The following is a 19,426-nucleotide window of genomic DNA, read 5'->3' on the forward strand; positions in this document are numbered from 1 at the left end:
TAATCTAATTTTTAAAATGAATTAAAATCCATACATTGTTGAATGGAAACCTAGTTTAATCAACCCTTGTCTCACATCCGGAGCATTCATAAATAATTTCCACAAGAATTGAGATTGATGATTCTCAATCATTGGAGCAATCGTTCCTTGGTCAATTGCCAAATATCTCGGCGTAACCCAATTGTATTGAATAGAATAGGCATCATATGGTCCAGCTATACCAACATGCTTAGAATAATTTTCATTGTAAAGAAATCTCAAGAAATTCATACTTTCCGTAGGTGTATATGGCATATTAGAAATGGCTGCCGTTGGAGAAATAATTCCTAAATCATTATTAGGCTGGTGTGCAGAATACCCTGTAGTTCCATCTTGATTTCTGGAATAACTTGCTGTAAGTCCCCAACTTTTTGAGTTATAACCTTGCCATCCTTTTGGATTGCTTACACAATATTGAAACATCACTTTCGCATGGTTTGTTGTTGCATCACCATAATTGACATATTCGTCTGACAAACCTCTGGGATCCAATCCTAAGAATGAATAATGTGACCAGAACATTGGTCCGACCGTCCCAGTAGCTCCATTGTGATTTACAACTAAGGGAATCCCGAACTGAGAACCAGACGTTTTAATAGCTCCGTTTCTTGCCCATCCATTTTGATAAACCGATTTTTCAATTGAATAATCAGGAGAAGCAGCTGCAAGAATATATGTAATTAAAGTTTCATCAAAACCTTGCAGTTTCATATTCATTTGGAAATCATAATTTGGAGACCAATGCCAATAAAGCGTATTTTCTCCCTTTGTGTACCATTTCCATTCGATTCCTTTCCAGAGGTCGTCTGCTTTTTGTGCCAATGCTAATTCTGAAGCGTTAGTAGAATTTTTAAAATACTCTCTTACACAGATCAAACCTTGTGCAAGAAATGCTGTTTCTACCAGATCTCCTCCATTATCCATTGTACTGAAAGAAAGTACATTTCCGTTTGTCCCATTGATCCAATGTGGCCATGCTCCATGAAAACGGTTGGCTGTTTGTAAAAAATCAAGAGCGGTTGTTAATCTCGAAACTGCATCAGCTTGTGAGACATAACCATTCTTGATTCCTACTAAAATTGTCATTAAACCAAATCCTGACCCACCTGTTGTCACTGTATTAGCATCGTCACTTGGATTATCTGTATGATATCTTTCTCTTGCGAGCTTGGAATTAGACTGTGCAAAATCCCAGAAATATTTTAGGGCATCTTTTTTCACCATTTCTGTGATTTGGGAATCTGTATAGACTGTCGCAGGATTCTGAGGTATTCCGACTGATGAATCATTAACATCCCAATCGCTTGAACTTGAACAATTATATGATAATAAAATAGTTGCGGACAAGGCGGCTATTTTAAAAAAATCTTTCATAATCATCTTTTTCATTTTTTATGAAAAACACTTTATGGGTTTCCATAAAGTGTTTTTTATTAATTTTCTATAATACTAAGTTAAGTATTTTATTGCATTATCGTTTGAATCTCTGTCGGAGTTAATGCTTTGTTGAAAAATCTAAATTCATCAATGCCACTAGTATCAGAGAAATGATCCCAATAGGCAAATGTAGGACCTCCAGAACCAATAACTACATTCTTACAATTATTGAAGCTAATTGGTGATGATAAAGTGGATGTACTTTGAAGCACACCATTTAAATAGGTTTTAGATTCTGATTCAGAAATAGTTACCGTAATATGAACCCAACCAGTAGCGGATCCCAAATCAAAAACATTATATGAATCGCTCGATCCGATACCTACATTTAATTTTATTGATTTATTTGCCCCTTCTCTAAACAAACGGAATCCTTTTTTTCTCCCATCATCATTGTTCGTTTCATCAGGATCTCCAACGACTACAATACCTGCTCTCTCTTGCGTTGGATCAACTTTATACCAAAATGCTATACTTAGCTCTTTTGCTCCAAACAAATTATCAATTGGATAACTCAAATAAGAATCTTTTACACCTTGATACGCAGATCCAGAATGACCTCCAGAAAATGTAAGTGGAGATCCTACAACTGTAGGATTATTAGTACTAATGAGATCCGTAAATATATTTCCAGAAGAGAAAGGCATATAAAGAGTTTCTGCATCGAGAAGTTTATTGTATTTATCAATATTAAATGTAAATGATTTAGTTGCAGTTTTGCCAGTAAGATCTTTAGCATTAACCATGAAGGTATGGCTTCCCAAACCAAGATTATTATAGCTAAAACTACTATTCAAATTTCTATAATCAATAAATTCATTATAACTAGCTAGTTTAACTCCATCTAAAAATAATTCTACATTCCCAATTTCAATATCATCAGAAACTTTATATTGAAAGTTCATATTTGATCCAGAAGCAGTTGATGGTATAAATATATTTCCCGTAGGACTTAAAATCTCTACAGTTGGAGCCAATTTATCCTCTCCAGTAGCAATTTGACTGATGTCATCAATATATCCTTCCGAACAAGCTGTCGACAAAGCCAATAAAGCTATAGAAGCAAAGGTTAATTTTATTATATTTTTCATTTTATATGTCTATTTTAATTACTCTAATGACTGTATTTTTTCTATCTGGGCCAATGGATATGGTAAAAATTGCTTGTCCATAGTAAATGTTTTACCATCATAGCTTAATGCGGCAGTATTACCTAATCTTACCATGTCAAAGTAACGGATTCCCCATTCCATACCTAATTCAGCATATTTTTCGTCCATAACCTGATCTGCGGTAACAGAAGCTAAATCCCCTAATCCAGCTCTACTTCTTACTATATTTACCGCATTAACAGCTGTTCCCGCAGTTGGACTTGCACCTCTAGCAACAGCTTCCGCATACATCAACAATACTTCTGCATATCTCGTAATGATATAATTTTTATTACTACCATAACTAAGCCTATTGGGAATCAATTGATTAGAAGGTAAATAATGCTTTCCACTGAAGAATAATGCTCTTGCAGAATTGTTTATTACATCATTATCTGGAGTAGTATTAGATACCCAAGAAGGAAGTGTCGAATATGCTGGATCTTCTTTAATTTTAGAAATTCCATCTGGTGTAAATAATACATTTGTAGTAAGTCTCTTTTGTTCGTTTCTGCTAAGCATAAACTTAATGTATTTCTGGCTTGGCTCATAAAATCCCCAACCTGCACCTGCTCCCGTTACAGATGGAGTCCAGCTTGTTGGCCCATAAAAATCCCAAAGATGTTTTACATTATTACCAGTTCCAACACCAAAGTCAGAATATTGGATTTCCAATAAATTCTCGTCAGCTAATTTACCTGGTGTTTTGAATAATTCATAATAATCACTATAAAGTGTAAATTTTCCAGAATTAATGATAATGCCAGTGGCATCGGCTACGCCTTGATAATTTTTTAATTCAAGATTAGCCATTGCTTTAATTGCCAAAGCTGTATATTTAGTTACACCACCTTTAATATCAGTACGCTGATTAGGTCTCATATCAGGAAGGTTAGGAATAGATTCATCCATTTGAGCAGATATCCAAGACATCACATCATCTTTCGATCTAAGAGTCAATTGGCTTTGATCTAAAACTTCCATCACGATAACCTTACCCCAAACTCTAGATATTTCAAGCGTATAAAAAGCCCTAAGAGTTTTACATTCTGCAATATATTGATCTATTAATTGAGAATTAACACCGCCAGCTCTGAACTTTTCCAATTGTTCAATCTGTGCTGTAACTTGTACAATTCTTTGATACCAAATTTCCCATAGAGAATTATACATCCAGTAACTACGGTCATATGAATAGTTATCAGTATCTGTAAAAGGAGCCTGATCACCTTTACCTCCAGCGTTAACATCATCACCCCGTACGGATATCAACGGAATTTGTTCCCATCCCAGCCCTGTTTCATCATATGTCCCTGTAGCATTAAGCTTTTGGCCTACAAGAGTTGCATAAGCCCCCATAACCGCTCCCTTAGCACCACTAGCGCTACTATAGTCATAACTATTACCTGCATCCAATTCCATTGGTTCATCTAGCTTACTATCACAGCTTGATAAACCAATAACTCCAGCAAGCAATACTGTTTTTATATATTTTATTTGTTTCATTTTGTTTAATTTTTAATTTTTAGAATTTGATACTGTAACCAACAGAAACCACAGAAGGTGTTGGATAGACATCCAGGTTAACTCCGTCATTAGCAACTTCAGGATTCATTAAGTTCTTACTTTTAGTCCACATAAAAGGTCTGTCAGCAGTAAGTGTAAATCTCATTTCCGGAATATCGTTTGCTTTTAGAGTATAACCTAACTGGATATTTTGTACTCTGAAAAAATCTCCGTCTTGTAACCAAAATTTGGATAATTTTTGGTTATTCCAACTTTGTCTATAACCTTCGGATGATACATATTCATTAGTAGTACCCTCTCCGTGCCAACGGTTAATTGCAAAATCAGCATCAATATTTCTTCCGGTTGTTCTAATAACTTCAGCCCTGTTTCTATTAAGAATTTTATTGCCTCCCTGTCCATAAAACGCAACAGAAAGATCCCAGTTTTTATAATTCACACCCAAGGATCCACCATAATAATAAGTTGGAACAGGTGAGCCAAGGTACATTCTATCACTATCATCAATTTTTCCATCTCCATTTAAATCTCTATACTTGAAATATCCTGGTTTTACAGTTCCTGCACCTTGAGAATTAGCATAGACGGCAGTGGGATCTGCATTAACTTCAGCTTGATTTTGATAGATACCAATTATATCATATCCATAAAAAACATCTATTGGCTGACCAACCACCAACCGTTGTGGGAAATCTCCTGATCCTCTCGCAATAAATGTTTGTCCATTTAAATCTGTAATCTCGTTTTTAATTTGACTAAAGTTACCATTGATACTATATCCCCAATCTTCACCAATCTTATCTCTCCATCCTGCAGATATCTCAAACCCTTTATTTCTCATAGTACCTACATTTTTATAACTTACTTCGCTTCCAATTGTAGGCTGAACAGGGATTACTAAATTTTTAGTATCTTTTATGAAATAGTCTGCTTCCAAGGTTAAACGTCTTCCTAAAAATTCGGATGAAAGACCAACATTTGTTTCTTCTGTGAACTCTCTTCTTACATCATCTTTATATGTTGTGAACTGATAAGCAGACACATAAGTATCAGCAAATACTGTATTGACAGCAAATGGTGTATTAGCTCTATTTGCCTTCACAGCATCATTAGCCAATCTTCCCCATCCTGCACGTAACTTCAAAAGGTTAATCCAGCTTACATCTTTCAAAAATGATTCTTCAGAAACGACCCATCCCAAACCAACAGCTGGAAGATTGATTGTTTTTTGATTTGGGAATTTATTAGACCCTTCATTTCTAAGAGTAGCATAAGCAATATACCGATTCATAAATTTGTAAGAAAGTCTTCCAAAATAAGACGTTCTATAATAACGATATGGTTCACCCTCAGAAGTAATTCTACCGTCAGGAGATGTATTATTTATATACCAAGTACTTTCATTATCTCTTGAAAATAGACTACCATCGAAGAAAAAGCCTTTCATACTCATAAATTTATATGATTGATCAGCGTAAGAAGTACCTGCTAATAATGTAAAATCATGATTCCCTAAGGTTTTTGTCCAAGTAAGTGTATTATCCCAGATATAATCTTCATAAGTAGCATTATTTCGGGTAATAGAAGACTGAGCTAATGTTCTCTGAAAACCGTTTCCAAAACTATTAACATAGTATGGCAACTCCATTAGTCGTTCACTAATGTCTCTATTATTGTAAGATAAAGTTGTTTTAAATGTTAATTCTTTCGGAAGTAAACTGATTTCAGCATAAGCATTAAAGTTTAAGGATTTTTGAATTCCCAGTTTATCAACATTATCCATCAATGAAAACGGATTATCATGACCTCTATATCCTAATACCTGAGCATCAGCATAAGGCTTAACTGTTGCATCTGTAAATAAAGGGTCATAAACCGGCATTACAGGAACAGCATAGTAAATCTGCTGCCAAGCGGAACCTTCATCATCATATTTTTCACCTCGGGTATAATTAATCGTAGTTCCAACATTCAGCCAACTTGTTGCTTTGGCATCAATTTTAGCTCTAATATTAAATCTTTCATAACTATTTTTCATATTAAGGATTCCATCTTGTGCAAAGAAATTACCACCTAGGGAATATGCCACCTTCTCTGAACCTCCATCAACCGAAAGACTATGACTTTGAATTGGGGCAATTCTTAAAGCTTCTTTATACCAATCAGTATTAACATTAGGAAGATTTGGGTTTACTCTACTTCTTCCGAATCTTTGTATAGCTGCATCAATAGCATCTATTTCAAATTGACTACCAGACTCAAGAGCAAAATTTGTATATTGCTCTGTATTTGCCATCTTTATAACATTATTGGCATATTGAGACCCGTAATAAGTATCATAGGTCAGTTTAGGTTTTCTGTTATAGCTTCCTCCTTTTGTTGTTATTACAACAACTCCATTAGCAGCTAAAACCCCATAGATTGCAGATGCAGACGCATCTTTCAAAATTGTAAAATCCTGTATATCATTAGGATTCAAGAATTCAATATTATTTACAAAGAGACCATCTACAACATATAATGGTTGATTATCTCCTTGCAAAGAATGTACTCCTCTAATATTCATTTTTGGCGCCTCTCCTGGGGACCCGTTTGTTATAATCTGTACCCCAGCAACTTTTCCTTGCAAAGCTTGAGTAGCTTGTCCAGATGGTGTCTTAACGATATCAGCTGCCTTTACGGTAGTAATAGCACTCGTCAAGTCGACTTTCTTCTGAGTTCCATACCCAATCACAACAACTTCCTCGATCTTGTTCTCTTTCGTAACAGTATCCTGTGTGGTTTGTGCATGTAAATCACTGCCGAAGTACAGAGCAGCAATCAACAATGGTAATTTTACATAATTTTTTCTCATAATATTCTTAAGTATTATTTTCTTATTCTCCGAATATAAATATTTTTATTAACACAATGTTAATTTATGCTAAAATAAACATAAATAACTGAATATCAATAAAATAAAATAAAAAATAATTATATTATATATGAAAAGCATCAAAAAATAATCCCCAAATTTTGGCTCAGTATTTGTCTATTTAACATAATTGAAATTTTAATCACTCAAAACGAGCTAATATATTGCTTCACATTAAGACAATAAAAAGAATTGAATCACAAAATATTAAATTATGAATACCAACAGACTTTCACCAGAAATGCAGAATGCATTGATCAAACAAATGACAAAAGAAAATCACGCCTCACAAATATTCTTATCTTACGGATGTTGGGCGGATGTAAAAGGTTATGGAGGAATTGCCAACTTTCTTTACAGACATTCTCAGGAAGAAAGAAATCATATGATAAAGTTTATGAGATATATCCTGGACAGAGGCGGTGAAGCTAAGGTAGAAGCCATTCCCGCTCCTCCGGAAAATCCACAAAACCTTACCGATTGTTTCAATAAAGTCTTCCAACACGAGGTTGATAATACCACCTCCATATACAATCTTGTTGACCTGGCTTTCCAGGAAAAAGACTGGGCAACCTGGAATTTCATGCAATGGTTCGTGAAAGAACAGATCGAGGAAGAAAAACTAGCTCTTGAATTAATTGATAAATTGAAAATTGCCGGTGGAGACAGAGCAACAGACGAATCCCTGTTTACCCTGGATAAGGCTTTGGAAGCTGCCGCCGATGAAGTTTCTTTACCACAAGAAGCTACCGCAGATAACCCTTCTTAAAACAAAATAAATATCACTAACTTTGATCTCCGTTTTTACGGAGATCTTTTAATTTATATTCAAAACAAAATGGCAGACATTATAGAAAACAATCATTCCAATCCAGAAGATTTTTACAAATCGTTAAAAGAAAAACTGGAAGAGCAGCATAACTTCCCGGAGGAATACCTCTTCAAATTCATTGTAACAAATGATTCTGAGAAAATAACAGAAATCTTAAGGGTTTTCGATAATTTGAAATACACTTTATCCAACAAAGAAAGCTCAACAGGAAAATACACTTCTGTCTCAATCGATTGTTTTGTGCTGGACGCAGACCAGGTTATCACCATTTATAAAAAAGTGGCAGAGATCGAAGGTGTAATGATGCTTTAATTTTTGGTTTGAAACTTGTATTTTAAAATCAAATTTAATGTTATGAAAAAAGCATTTTTTAAAATACTGAACAAAATAAATGTCGCAGTTTTACCAAAGTACAGTAAAAGAGATTTTACAAAACTTAATAAATTTCAAAAAGCAATTTTTGGCTATAGATATATCGTTTTAATTAATTCTTTAGATTAATTATCAAACACTTAAAAATAAAAAAGCGTTCAAAATTGAACGCTTTTGCTTTATCTTCCGGTTTCAGACTCCCGTCCTTCAGCTTTATGAATTCTCAAGAATATAACTGAACATCAATGGAGCGCAAATCGTCGCATCACTTTCAACGATATATTTTGGTGTCGTAATATCCAGTTTTCCCCAAGTAATTTTCTCATTCGGAACAGCTCCGGAATACGAACCGTATGATGTTGTAGAATCAGAGATCTGGCAGAAATAAGACCAGAATGGGATATCGTGCATTTCCATATCCTGATACAGCATTGGAACAACACAGATTGGGAAATCGCCTGCAATTCCTCCACCAATTTGGAAGAATCCAACGCCTTTTCCACCCGAATTTTTCGTGTACCAATCAGCCAAATAAGCCATATACTCAATTCCTGATTTCATTGTAGAAAATTTCAAATCTCCTTTGATACAGTATGAAGCGAAGATGTTACCCATCGTAGAATCTTCCCATCCCGGAACCACGATTGGCAAGTTCTTTTCAGCAGCAGCAATCATCCAGGAGTTTTCTCTTGGAATCTCATAATACTGCTCTAGAACACCAGAAAGAATCATTTTGTACATATATTCGTGCGGGAAATATCTTTCGCCTTTGTTATCTGCATCTTTCCAGATTTCGTAGATATGTTTCTGCAATCTTCTGAAAGCCTCTTCTTCCGGAATACAAGTATCAGTAACCCTGTTCAATCCTCTTTCCAAAAGTGCCCATTCTTCCTGTGGCGTAAGGTCTCTGTAATGCGGAACTCTTTCGTAGTGAGAGTGCGCAACAAGATTCATAAGGTCTTCTTCAAGGTTCGCTCCGGTACAAGAGATAAAATCCACTTTGTCCTGACGGATCATCTCAGCAAAGATTTTCCCAAGTTCAGCAGTTGACATAGCTCCAGCCAATGTTACCATCATTTTGCCGCCATCTTTCAGGTGTGCAACATAACCTTTGGAAGCATCTACCAACGCTGCTGCATTGAAGTGCAAATAGTACTTTTCTATAAATTCCGAAATCGGCTTACTCATTTTATAAAAATTTTTGCAAAGATAATAATTTTGGTTCAAGGTTCAAGATTCAAGGTTAAATGTTGAATGTTGAAAAGTTTCAGATTTAATGTTCAGATTCGCTAGGAGCGTAATATTTGTAGCATCTCTATAATCCTTTCGAGCAGAGCTCCGTAGGAGCGAAATGTTTGTAGAAAACCGAATTCAATTCAGTGTCGCTCCTACGGAGCGACACTGTGAATTTTCTATTGTCACAATGTGAATTTATATACAAACTAATTTTGTAACCGCCAACCGCAATAGGGATAGAAGCGGTTATCCTTTTGTTTTTCTGTCATTCCGACGTAGGAAGAATCTGAAAAACAAAAGATATGAGCCCTTCAACAGGTTCAGGATAAACTACTAGCCCGAGTCGTGGGCAAAGTGTTGGCGAGGGAATTGCCCAAAATCCTTAAAAATCACACTATTAACACATCAAACTTCCCACTTCCAACATCCAACATATTTCATTACTTTTGCAAATCGAAATTTTAAACAGACAACAATGATATCGGCACAAGGATTAGGATTACATCACGCAGGAAATTATCTTTTCCGAGACGTCAATTTTACCATCAAGAAAGATGATAAAATCGGCTTGGTTGGTAAGAACGGAGCCGGAAAATCCACGCTTCTTAAAATCCTTTCCGGAGAGATCAACTTCTACGAAGGAAATGTTGTTCCGGAAGGAAACATCACAATTGGATTTTTAAAACAAGACCTTGATTTTGTAAAAGGAAGAACCGTCTGGGACGAGACGATGCAAGCTTATGAGCAGATCAATGCGATGAAGAATGAGCTTGAGGAAGTCAATCATCAGATGGCTACCAGAACTGATTACGAAAGTGATGCCTATTCTGATTTAATTGTCAGAATGACGGAACTGAATGACCTTTTGATGAATCACGATGCATACAATCTGGAAGGCGATGTGGAGAAAGTTTTGTTTGGTCTAGGTTTCAAAGCGGATGATTTCCAAAAAATTACTGATGAATTTTCCGGAGGTTGGAGAATGAGGATAGAGTTGGCAAAGCTGCTTCTTCAGAAAAATGATTTGATGCTTCTGGATGAGCCTACCAATCACTTGGATATGGAATCCATTATTTGGCTGGAAAATTTCTTGAAAGATTATCCTGGTTCAATCGTTCTCGTAAGTCACGATAAACAGTTTATGACATCGATCTGTAACAGAACTTTTGACGTTAACAATAAAAAGATCGACGATTACAAAGCCAACTATTCCAAATATCTGGAACTGAGAAAAGAACGCCGTGAAAAACTGGCTCAGGCCAAGAAAAATCAAGATGCGGAAATCAAACAGATGGAAGACAACATCAACAAATTCCGTGCGAGTGCAACCAAAGCTTCTTTTGCCCAGTCACTAATTAAAAAACTGGAAAAAATTGAAAGAATCGAAATCGATAATGAAGATGTTTCCAAATTCAATATCCGTTTCCAACCTTCTGTGACGCCCGGAAAAGTGATTTTTGAAGCTAAAAACCTGGGGAAAGCTTATGGGAACAAGCAAATTTTTGATAATGTCGATTTCTTTGTGGAACGTGGTGACAGAATCTCTCTTTTGGGACAAAACGGACAAGGGAAAACAACTTTGGCGAAGATTCTTGCCGGCGACATCAAAGATTATTCTGGAGAATGGAATCTTGGTCACAACGTGAGCATCGGTTATTTTGCCCAGAATCAGGAAGAAGTTTTGACACCGGATAAAACTGTTCTACAAGAAGCAGAAGATTCTGCGACAGAAGAAACGAGACCACGAGTTCGCGACCTTTTGGGTTCTTTCTTGTTTCAAGGTGAAGATGTGACGAAGAAAACCAAAGTTCTTTCCGGAGGTGAGAGAAATCGTCTGGCGCTTTGTAAATTGTTGCTTCGTCCGTTCAACACTTTGATCATGGATGAGCCTACCAACCACTTGGATATTCAGTCCAAAGAGATCATCAAATTGGCGCTTCAGAAATATGAAGGAACATTGATCGTTATTTCCCACGACCGTGAATTCCTGCAAGGTTTGTCCGATAAGATCTTTGAATTCCGTGATGGAAAGATGAAAGAATTCCTTGGAAACATAGATGAATATTTGGAATACAGACAAAAAGAAAGTATAAGGGAAATCTCTGCGGAAAGGTCAAAACTCCATAGAGAAGAGGTTGAAGCTCCAAAAAAACAAGAAGAAAAGCTTCGAGAGCCTCAGCCTGACAAAACTCCCACAATGATTGTCAGCAAAGAGCAAAAAAACATCCAGAATAAACTGAAAAAAGTAGAAGAGAAAATTTCTGAACTGGAACTGAAAATCGAAGAATTTGAAGCTTCTTTTGCTAAAGAGAACCCTTCTGAACAAACTTTGGAAACTTACAATAAAACAAAGGAAGAACTCGATTTGACCTTGCAGGAATGGGAGTATCTTGGTAGTCAATTAGAGAATTAATTTTAAAATATTTAATCCATTCGAAATGAATGGATTTTTTTATAAACTTGTTTTAATTCTTATATTCGACAAAGAAATTCAAAAATGAGCGACAAACTAAGAAAACATATCGAAGAAATCACACCGATCACGGATAAGGAATTCGAATATTTGCTGTCCCATTTTTCCGTTAAAAAACTTAAAAAACATCAGTTTCTGGTTCAGCAGGACGACCTTGTCAGGAACGACCACTTTGTAGTTTCCGGTTTATTGAAAGCTTATCACACCAATCCTGATGATGGCAAAGAACACATTCTTCAGTTTGCTTGGGAAAACTGGTGGATCACAGATTTTCAGGCTTATTTTAATCAAACCTATTCAACATTGAATATTGATTGTATAGAAGATGTCGAAGTGCTCTCTATTTCATTGGAAAACCGTGAAAAAATCTGTGCTGACCTTCATAAGATCGAACATTTTTTCAGAAAGAAATCCAATTCTGGTTACATTGCGCTTCAGCAAAGGATCCTTTCACTCTTGACTCACAGCGCAAAAGAACGTTATGAGCAGATGCTCAGCAACTACCCTGCTCTTTTCCAACGTGTTCCAAAGTCTCTTATCGCTTCTTACCTTGGCGTATCCAGAGAAACGCTCAGCAGATTGTCGAAATAATCTATCCAACACAAAGACACCAAAGTTATTCTGATTGAGAATAATTTGAAGGCACTAGAAAAATCAAAGATTTTTCAGTTTAATGAAGTTAAACTTTGTGCCTTACAACATAATATTTAATTACAACATGTGACCTTGTGTTATCTCAAATGTGACCTATATCACAGAAAAACCTTGATTTACATCCTTTCTTTCGGTCTCGATTTTGTAGAATTTTGCAGTATCAAATTTTAAAATTGTGATAATGAAAACCAAAGTTTTAATCTTTTCTGTTCTATTTGCATTTGTTTCGATGTTGAATATTGCAAATGCGCAGAACAAAAAATCTAACAAAGTTATGAGCAAAAAAATCTTATTCGTCGTAACCAGTCACGACAAAAAAGGCAATACAAACGAACCAACCGGATATTACCTTGGCGAAGTTTCCCATCCTTGGGAAGTTCTTCATTCTGCTGGTTATGACATCGATTTTGTGAGTCCAAAGGGTGGAAAAGCACCAGTTGACGGACTTAATCTGGAAGATGCTGTCAATAAAGAATTCTGGGAGAACAAAGAATACCGTACAAAAATCGAAAACACAATGAAGCCTTCCGACGTTGACCAGTCAAAATATGCTGCAATCTTCTACGCCGGCGGACACGGAACGATGTGGGATTTTCCGGACAATACAGAATTACAGAATATTGCAAAAAAGATCTATGAAAACAATGGCATCGTAGGTGCTGTTTGCCACGGACCTTCCGCTCTTGTAAACCTCAAATTATCAAATGGAAAATATCTGGTTGAAGGTAAAAAAGTGAATGCTTTCACCAATGAGGAAGAAACTGCCGTGAAGCTGGAAAATGTAGTCCCTTTCCTATTAGAAGATCAATTAAAAGAAAGAGGTGCAATCTTTGAAAAATCGGGACTTTGGCAAAATCACGTAGTTGCAGACGGAAGATTAATCACGGGACAAAATCCACAATCCGCAAAAAGCGTTGGTGAAGAAATATTAAAACAATTGAAACAGAAATAAATTTCACAACATTCAATTTATAAAAGCAAGACCCGGATGGGTTTTGCTTTTTTGTTTTTAAACTGTAATATTCGGTTTGGTTTTTGTAATTTCACATTAGATAAAACTTTATTAAAGCTCAATCACAAAAATTCAAATAATGATTAATAATCTCAAGAAATTCCTGAACGAAGAGCAAGACCCGAAAGCCATCGAAAAAATCATAGAAAAAGTCAATGACCTGCTGACCAATGGCGAATCGGTGGAATATATTGCAGTTCAAAACAAGCCAGCCATTAATATATCTCCGGATTCTATCGTTCTTACCAATAAAAGAATCCTATTTTTCCGCTCCAAGTCGTTCGGTCTGGTGACTGATTTCAAAGATTATCTTTGGAAAGATGTTGCTGAGAGTCATATCAGTGAGGCTATTTTGGGCTCCACTTTTACAATGACCGCTGTTACAGGATTCATAGAAACAATAGATTATATTCCTAAATCTCAGGCCAGAAAGCTGTATCAATATGCTCAAGGCAAAGAGGAAGAAATGATAGAATACCGCCGACAAAAAGAATTGGAAGAAAAAAGGGCCACAGCCGGAGGAATTACGGTCAATACACAAAACGAAAAACCTGAAGAACCACAAAAGCCACAAGAGGTAAAACCGGAAGTAGCAGCAGAAGGCCCAATGGAAACATTGATGAAACTAAAGGCTTTTCTGGAAAATGATCTAATATCTTTAGAAGATTACGAGACCAAGAAAAAAGAAATATTAGAAAGGATGTAGAATCCTTCCGGATATACAAAGCAAAATGTCAATCGGTGTTTTGCTTTTTTGTTTAAATTTACAGTCAAATCAATAATCAATGTCCCAAATCTTCAAATCTCATCTCGATAAATTCATCCAGATCACGGATGAGGATTTTGCGTTGATCATGGATTATTTTGAAATCAAATCGTTTGCTAAAAAAGAAATTCTATTAGAGGAAGGACAAATCTGCAAATCCAATTATTTTGTCCTCAAAGGTCTTCTCAGAAAGTTTTTTATCAATGAAAAAGGAACGGAACAAACCACAGATTTCGCACTGGAAACCTGGTGGATGACAGACAACTATTCCTTTGAACGCAAAACGCCAGCTGATTTTAGTATTCAAACGGTTGAGAAATCTGAAGTTCTGACCATCTCCAGCGAGTCTCAGGAAAAGCTTCTTAATGATTTCCCGATAATGGAAAAGTATTTCAGGATTGTTTACCAGAGAGCTTTCGCAGCCAATCAAAGGAGAGTGAAATATATTTTTACGTACTCCAAAGAAGATTTTTATTTTTCTCTGATCAAGCAATACCCCGATTTCGTACAACGTGTCCCACAATACTTAATTGCTTCTTTCCTTGGCTTCACTCCGGAATATCTGAGTGAAATCCGGAAGAGAATTTTTTCTTAGGTGGAATTTTAAGCACAAGGAACACAAAAGTTTCTTTTCATTAGCATCAGATCAAGGCATAAGAAAAATCAAAGATTTTCAATTTTTAAAATATCCGAGCTTAGTGCCTTAAAAACATATATACTAAAAACAATTCATCGTGCCTTTGTGTTATTTTAAATGCAAAATATCTTAAAATATACTTTTCTTAAACCAGTTTAAGTTTTTCCCATTATCGATTCCCCAACTTTGTATCAACAAATTAAAACAATCAAAACAATGGAAAAACGTATCAACATCCACGCAACAGAACCTCAAGCTTACAAAGCAATGTTAGGACTCGAAGGTTATCTTGCTCAGTCGGAAATTTCAAAGACGATTAAAGAGCTCATCAAAATCAGAGCTTCCCAAATCAATGGTTGTGCCTATTGTCTGGATATGCACACCAAAGACGCTATCAAATATGGCGAAACTGCTGAAAGGATCTTCCTGGTAAGTGCTTGGCACGAAGCAGACAAATTCTTCACAGAAGAGGAAAAAGTGGCGCTTAAAATGACCGAAGAAATCACATTGATCAGCCAAAACGGTCTTAGTGATGAGACTTATCAAAAAGCAAAATCTATCTTCTCCGAGAAACAAATCGCTGAAATCATTATGGCAATTGTAACCATCAATTCCTGGAACAGAATTGCATTAAGTACAAAACTGGAAATTGGTGAATTTTAACCAAAAAGGTCTCGATGTCTTACCAAAAACGTCGAGACCTTTTGATGAAAACGACGGGAGGTTTTGGACAAAACGACAGGAGGTTTTAGGTAAAAGGTCCTGTCGTTTTTATGAAATCTGCAAACGTCCTGTTCATCGGACTTTCAGAAGCTGCTTTTCTTCAGGAGATAGCATTATTGAAAGTTTTCTCAAGGCTCAGTTTTTATTGTCAATTTTCGAAGCAAATGTTCTGATGATTTTCAGGGCCAGAATTTCATCATCCATGGCAATTGCTTTTATCATACGCTAAGAACCGAGATCAAGGTCTAGCTCTATAAAGTATGATTTCTTATTTTCTTCGATCTTCAGAGAATATTTTCCCTGGTAAAGTTTTTCCAGACGTTCCGTCGTATTTTTCATACCCAGTTTTGTGGATTCGTCCGTAACGGAATGATTAACGATATTATTAAAAACCTTGAAATTCAGTTTTTCCCCATCAAGCTTCACATCAATTGATATTTTTGAGTATTCTTCTGCATTATAACCATATCTGAAGGCATTTTCAATGAAGTTCAAAAGAATCATCGGAACGATTCTAACCTCATCTGTAACTCCATTTTCTGTGTAAGTAAAATCTAGGCTATTATCCGTTCTTATAAGCTGCAATGCTAAATAATCCTTGATATAGAATAACTCTTTGGAGAGCGGCACAAAATCACTTTCGCTCTCTTCCAAGATATAGCGCATTACATTGGAAAGTTTCAGAACTCCTTCCGATGCATCATCAGGTTTTATCAAAATCAGAGAATAAATAGAATCAAGTGTATTGAAAAGAAAATCTGGTTGAAGCTGATAACGGAGATTTAGCAGATCTGCTTTGGCCCTGGCACGTTCCATCTCTTTTCTTTTTATAGACTGGTGTAGAAAAAATGAGCTGAGAAAGGAAAATAAGAACGGTAAAATCCCGGACACGTATTTTCTAGAAAAAGAGTCTTCTTTGCCCATCAATTTTGGAGGAGGAAAACCCTTTCTATGAGGTCGCATTTTGGATGGTGGCTCCAGATACTCTTTTTCAAAATATGCTCTCTTTTGTGGGGAAACATATTCTAGTGGCGGTGGAAAATCTTCAGATCTGATATGGATTTTTTTATCATTCGATATCTGATCCTGGAAAAAATTGAAACGAAGACTACGGTGATTATCCGGAAAAATAAAAAATGGAAGCGTGCAGATCCATATATAGGAAACAAAAATACCGACCCAATAAAGCAAAAGTTTCCTCTTGTCATATAATTTTGGCAGAAGAAAAAACAAATTCAGATAGAAAAAAACGATGAGAAGAACATATCTGGAAAAATCTCTCTGGAAAAAGGTCGAGCCCAACAAACGCAAACTACTATCTAATTCCGGCGACGATAAGACTGGAATCAACAAAAGAAGTAAGATCAATACAATGTGATAATAGATATTTTTGTTTTTCACAGAAACCTATTTTAATAAGAATTCTATAATTAATCGCACAATTCTTAAAATAGTTACAATTAAATTATTAGATCTGCAAAACGAAGTTAATGAAAAAAAATACTTCAAAACAAAAAACGCTTCCAAGTTTGGAAACGTCTTTTATAAATTTTATTCATGTCTTATTTGATGAAACCCCTGCTTCTAAGAAGTGGTTTTATATCGGCTTTGTGACCCGTAAACTCTTCAAAAGCCTTGTTCAGATCTACACTGTTACCAACTGAAAGAATATACTTTCTAAATCTGTCGCCATTCTCTCTCTTGATCCCGCCGTTAGCTTTTATCCATTCCCAAGCATCAGAATCCAAGGTCTCTGACCAAAGATAAGCATAATATCCAGCAGAATACCCACCGCCCCAAATATGTGCAAAATAAGGCGTGTGATATCTTGGCGGAACTTGTGGAACTAACAATCCGTATCTGGACAAAGCTTGTTTTTCAAAATCAAGAACAGGGATCAGCTGGCTGTCAGAAGTCACTGTATGCCAGTTCATATCCAAAGTCGCTGCGGCTACCAGTTCTGTTGTTGCGTAACCCTGGTTGAAGTTTGACGCTTTCTTGATTTTGTCTATCAAAGCTTGAGGCATCGGCTGCTTGGTCTGATAATGCAAAGCATAATTTTTCAGAATTTCCGGCTCCAATGCAAAATGCTCATTGATCTGGGACGGAAATTCCACAAAGTCTCTCGGTGTATTAGCTCCCGAAATGGATGCATATTTCTGGTTGGCAAACAAGCCGTGTAAAGTATGCCCAAACTCGTGGAACATTGTCTCCACATCGTCATAAGAAATCAAAGAAGGTTTTCCTGGCGCAGGTTTCTGATAATTGAAAACATTTACTATGACCGGCTTTTGTCCCAACAGATGAGACTGGGGAACAAAATTGTTCATCCAGGCACCACCGCTTTTGTTACTTCTTGTATAAAAATCAAGATAATATAATGCTAAAGATTTGCCGTCTCGGTCGAAAACCTCATAGGCCACAACATCCGGATGATAAACAGGAAGGTCTTTTCTTTCCTTAAAAGTGATTCCGTAGAATTGTTCCGCAGCATAGAAAACCCCTTTTTCCAAAACAGTTGTTACCTCAAAATAAGGTTTGATCTCGTTCTCATCGAGGTCATATTTTGCTTTTCTAACCTGTTCAGAATAGAAATTCCAATCCCAAGGCTCCACTTTGAAACCACCATTCTGAGAATCGATCAAGTCCTGGATTTCTTTTGCTTCACGATTCGCTGTTTCAACTGCAGGTTTTGCCAATTGTGCCAAAAGTCCCATTGCAGCCTCCGGCGTTTTTGCCATTTGGTCTTGCAGACTCCATTCAGCGAAGTTTTTCTTTCCGAACAATTGTGCTTTTTGCAATCTTAATTTTGCTAATTTCTCAACCGTTTCGCGCGTATCATTCTCGTCACCTTTTTCTGCTCTTGTCCAAGATGCTTTGAAGAGTTTTTCTCTAGTTGCTCTATTTTTGAGGTTCTGCAAAAGAGGTTGTTGTGTTGTATTCTGCAGAGCCAAAAGATATTTTCCTTTTTGTCCGGCTTGTTCCGCATCTGTTGCAGCAGCAGCAATTTCATCAGCAGAAAGTCCGTCCAACTCCTTGACATCAGAGATCAGAACTCCTCCCTTTTTTCTGGCTTCCAGCAATTTGCTGCTGAATTGTGTTGCCAAAGTGGCCAATTGCTGGTTGATCTCCTTCAGTTTTTCCTTTTTATCAACAGAAAGATTGGCTCCGGCCAATTCAAAATTGGTAATGTAAAATTCCGTCAATCTTTTGCTTTCTGGGTCTAATTTATCCGTTTCAACAACTTTTAATTTTTTGTAAAGCTTATCATTCAAATAGATCTTATCCGAGTGGGAGGCAAAAATCGGTGCATATTCTTCTTCTAATTTCTGAAGATTATCATTCGTATTAGAACTTGTCAAATTGTAGAAAAGAATCGTTGCTCTTCCAAGTATTTCCCCACTATTCTCCAAAGCTAAAACCGTATTCTCAAAAGTTGGGGAAGCTTTGTCATTTACAATTTTATCGATGTTGGCCAATTGCTCTTTCAAACCAGATTCAAAAGCGGGTTTGAAATGTTCATCCTTTATTTTATCAAATTCCGGAGCTTGATACTGCAACGGACTTTTTTTAAGAAATGGATTGTCTTTCATAGATTTTTCTGTGATAGCAGAAGCTTTTTTCTGCTGAGCATTTATCATCATATTTCCTGC

At 36.2% G+C, this 19,426-nt stretch carries 17 protein-coding genes; 10 read left to right on the forward strand and 7 right to left on the reverse strand.

What is annotated here, in order from left to right; all coding sequences use genetic code 11:
• Nucleotides 1-21 precede the first annotated feature (21 nt).
• The 4 genes from K319_RS0113425 to K319_RS0113440 all read right to left on the reverse strand — a co-directional run bounded on the left by K319_RS0113425 (nucleotide 22) and on the right by K319_RS0113440 (nucleotide 7,008).
• Nucleotides 22-1,413 carry a glucoamylase family protein gene (locus K319_RS0113425; protein WP_027384060.1) on the reverse strand — a complete coding sequence of 464 codons (1,392 nt, stop codon included), beginning with the start codon at nucleotides 1,411-1,413 and terminating at the stop codon, nucleotides 22-24.
• A gap of 89 nt (nucleotides 1,414-1,502) precedes the next feature.
• Nucleotides 1,503-2,567, reverse strand: a complete 1,065-nt coding sequence (locus tag K319_RS0113430; RefSeq protein ID WP_027384061.1) for a LamG-like jellyroll fold domain-containing protein — start codon at nucleotides 2,565-2,567, stop codon at nucleotides 1,503-1,505.
• 18 nt (nucleotides 2,568-2,585) lie between these two features.
• The gene (locus tag K319_RS0113435) at nucleotides 2,586-4,133 is read right to left on the reverse strand and encodes a RagB/SusD family nutrient uptake outer membrane protein (protein WP_027384062.1); all 1,548 of its coding nucleotides are present in this window, start codon (nucleotides 4,131-4,133) and stop codon (nucleotides 2,586-2,588) included.
• A 19-nt stretch (nucleotides 4,134-4,152) separates the two neighbouring features.
• Entirely contained in the window at nucleotides 4,153-7,008 is a 2,856-nt protein-coding gene (locus tag K319_RS0113440; protein ID WP_027384063.1) for a SusC/RagA family TonB-linked outer membrane protein, read from the reverse strand.
• A 274-nt stretch (nucleotides 7,009-7,282) separates the two neighbouring features.
• Here K319_RS0113440 and K319_RS0113445 point away from each other — a divergent pair, with 274 nt between their 5' ends.
• The 3 genes from K319_RS0113445 (at nucleotide 7,283) to K319_RS21665 (ending at nucleotide 8,401) form a co-directional block, all read left to right on the forward strand.
• Nucleotides 7,283-7,837, forward strand: coding sequence for a ferritin (locus tag K319_RS0113445; RefSeq protein WP_027384064.1), 555 nt, complete (start codon nucleotides 7,283-7,285; stop codon nucleotides 7,835-7,837).
• 69 nt (nucleotides 7,838-7,906) lie between these two features.
• Nucleotides 7,907-8,212: a DUF493 family protein gene (locus K319_RS0113450; RefSeq protein ID WP_027384065.1), complete on the forward strand. Its 306-nt coding sequence runs from the start codon at nucleotides 7,907-7,909 to the stop codon at nucleotides 8,210-8,212.
• A 42-nt stretch (nucleotides 8,213-8,254) separates the two neighbouring features.
• Nucleotides 8,255-8,401, forward strand: coding sequence for a hypothetical protein (locus K319_RS21665; RefSeq protein WP_168926404.1), 147 nt, complete (start codon nucleotides 8,255-8,257; stop codon nucleotides 8,399-8,401).
• An 84-nt stretch (nucleotides 8,402-8,485) separates the two neighbouring features.
• On the opposite strand, the gene K319_RS0113460 is transcribed toward K319_RS21665, so the two are convergent.
• Nucleotides 8,486-9,460, reverse strand: a complete 975-nt coding sequence (locus tag K319_RS0113460; RefSeq protein ID WP_027384066.1) for a deoxyhypusine synthase family protein — start codon at nucleotides 9,458-9,460, stop codon at nucleotides 8,486-8,488.
• Between the two features lie 523 nt (nucleotides 9,461-9,983).
• Here K319_RS0113460 and K319_RS0113465 point away from each other — a divergent pair.
• From K319_RS0113465 to K319_RS21555, 7 genes are all read left to right on the forward strand, one after another.
• Nucleotides 9,984-11,921: an ABC-F family ATP-binding cassette domain-containing protein gene (locus K319_RS0113465; protein WP_027384067.1), complete on the forward strand. Its 1,938-nt coding sequence runs from the start codon at nucleotides 9,984-9,986 to the stop codon at nucleotides 11,919-11,921.
• 84 nt (nucleotides 11,922-12,005) lie between these two features.
• Nucleotides 12,006-12,572 (forward strand): Crp/Fnr family transcriptional regulator, encoded by a 567-nt coding sequence (locus K319_RS0113470; RefSeq protein WP_027384068.1) that lies wholly within the window; start codon nucleotides 12,006-12,008, stop codon nucleotides 12,570-12,572.
• Between the two features lie 244 nt (nucleotides 12,573-12,816).
• Nucleotides 12,817-13,587, forward strand: a complete 771-nt coding sequence (locus K319_RS0113480; RefSeq protein ID WP_084403453.1) for a type 1 glutamine amidotransferase domain-containing protein — start codon at nucleotides 12,817-12,819, stop codon at nucleotides 13,585-13,587.
• A gap of 139 nt (nucleotides 13,588-13,726) precedes the next feature.
• Nucleotides 13,727-14,353: a PH domain-containing protein gene (locus tag K319_RS0113485; protein ID WP_051230687.1), complete on the forward strand. Its 627-nt coding sequence runs from the start codon at nucleotides 13,727-13,729 to the stop codon at nucleotides 14,351-14,353.
• 79 nt (nucleotides 14,354-14,432) lie between these two features.
• Nucleotides 14,433-15,008 (forward strand): Crp/Fnr family transcriptional regulator, encoded by a 576-nt coding sequence (locus tag K319_RS0113490; protein ID WP_027384071.1) that lies wholly within the window; start codon nucleotides 14,433-14,435, stop codon nucleotides 15,006-15,008.
• A 258-nt stretch (nucleotides 15,009-15,266) separates the two neighbouring features.
• Complete coding sequence (locus K319_RS0113495) at nucleotides 15,267-15,713, forward strand: carboxymuconolactone decarboxylase family protein (protein ID WP_027384072.1); 447 nt, start codon at nucleotides 15,267-15,269, stop codon at nucleotides 15,711-15,713.
• Nucleotides 15,703-16,002, forward strand: a complete 300-nt coding sequence (locus K319_RS21555; RefSeq protein ID WP_156907105.1) for a hypothetical protein — start codon at nucleotides 15,703-15,705, stop codon at nucleotides 16,000-16,002. Before K319_RS0113495 ends, K319_RS21555 begins: the two co-directional genes overlap by 11 nt.
• Here K319_RS21555 and K319_RS21670 read toward each other — a convergent pair.
• Together K319_RS21670 and K319_RS0113510 are read right to left on the reverse strand one after the other, a co-directional pair.
• The gene (locus tag K319_RS21670; RefSeq protein ID WP_169712674.1) at nucleotides 15,999-17,174 is read right to left on the reverse strand and encodes a sensor histidine kinase; all 1,176 of its coding nucleotides are present in this window, start codon (nucleotides 17,172-17,174) and stop codon (nucleotides 15,999-16,001) included. The two genes, K319_RS21555 and K319_RS21670, sit on opposite strands and share 4 nt — an antisense overlap.
• 161 nt (nucleotides 17,175-17,335) lie before the next feature.
• Nucleotides 17,336-19,417, reverse strand: coding sequence for a M3 family metallopeptidase (locus tag K319_RS0113510; protein ID WP_235696112.1), 2,082 nt, complete (start codon nucleotides 19,415-19,417; stop codon nucleotides 17,336-17,338).
• Nucleotides 19,418-19,426: the final 9 nt, after the last annotated feature.

Source organism: Epilithonimonas caeni DSM 17710, from assembly GCF_000426465.1.
GTDB lineage: Bacteria > Bacteroidota > Bacteroidia > Flavobacteriales > Weeksellaceae > Epilithonimonas > Epilithonimonas caeni.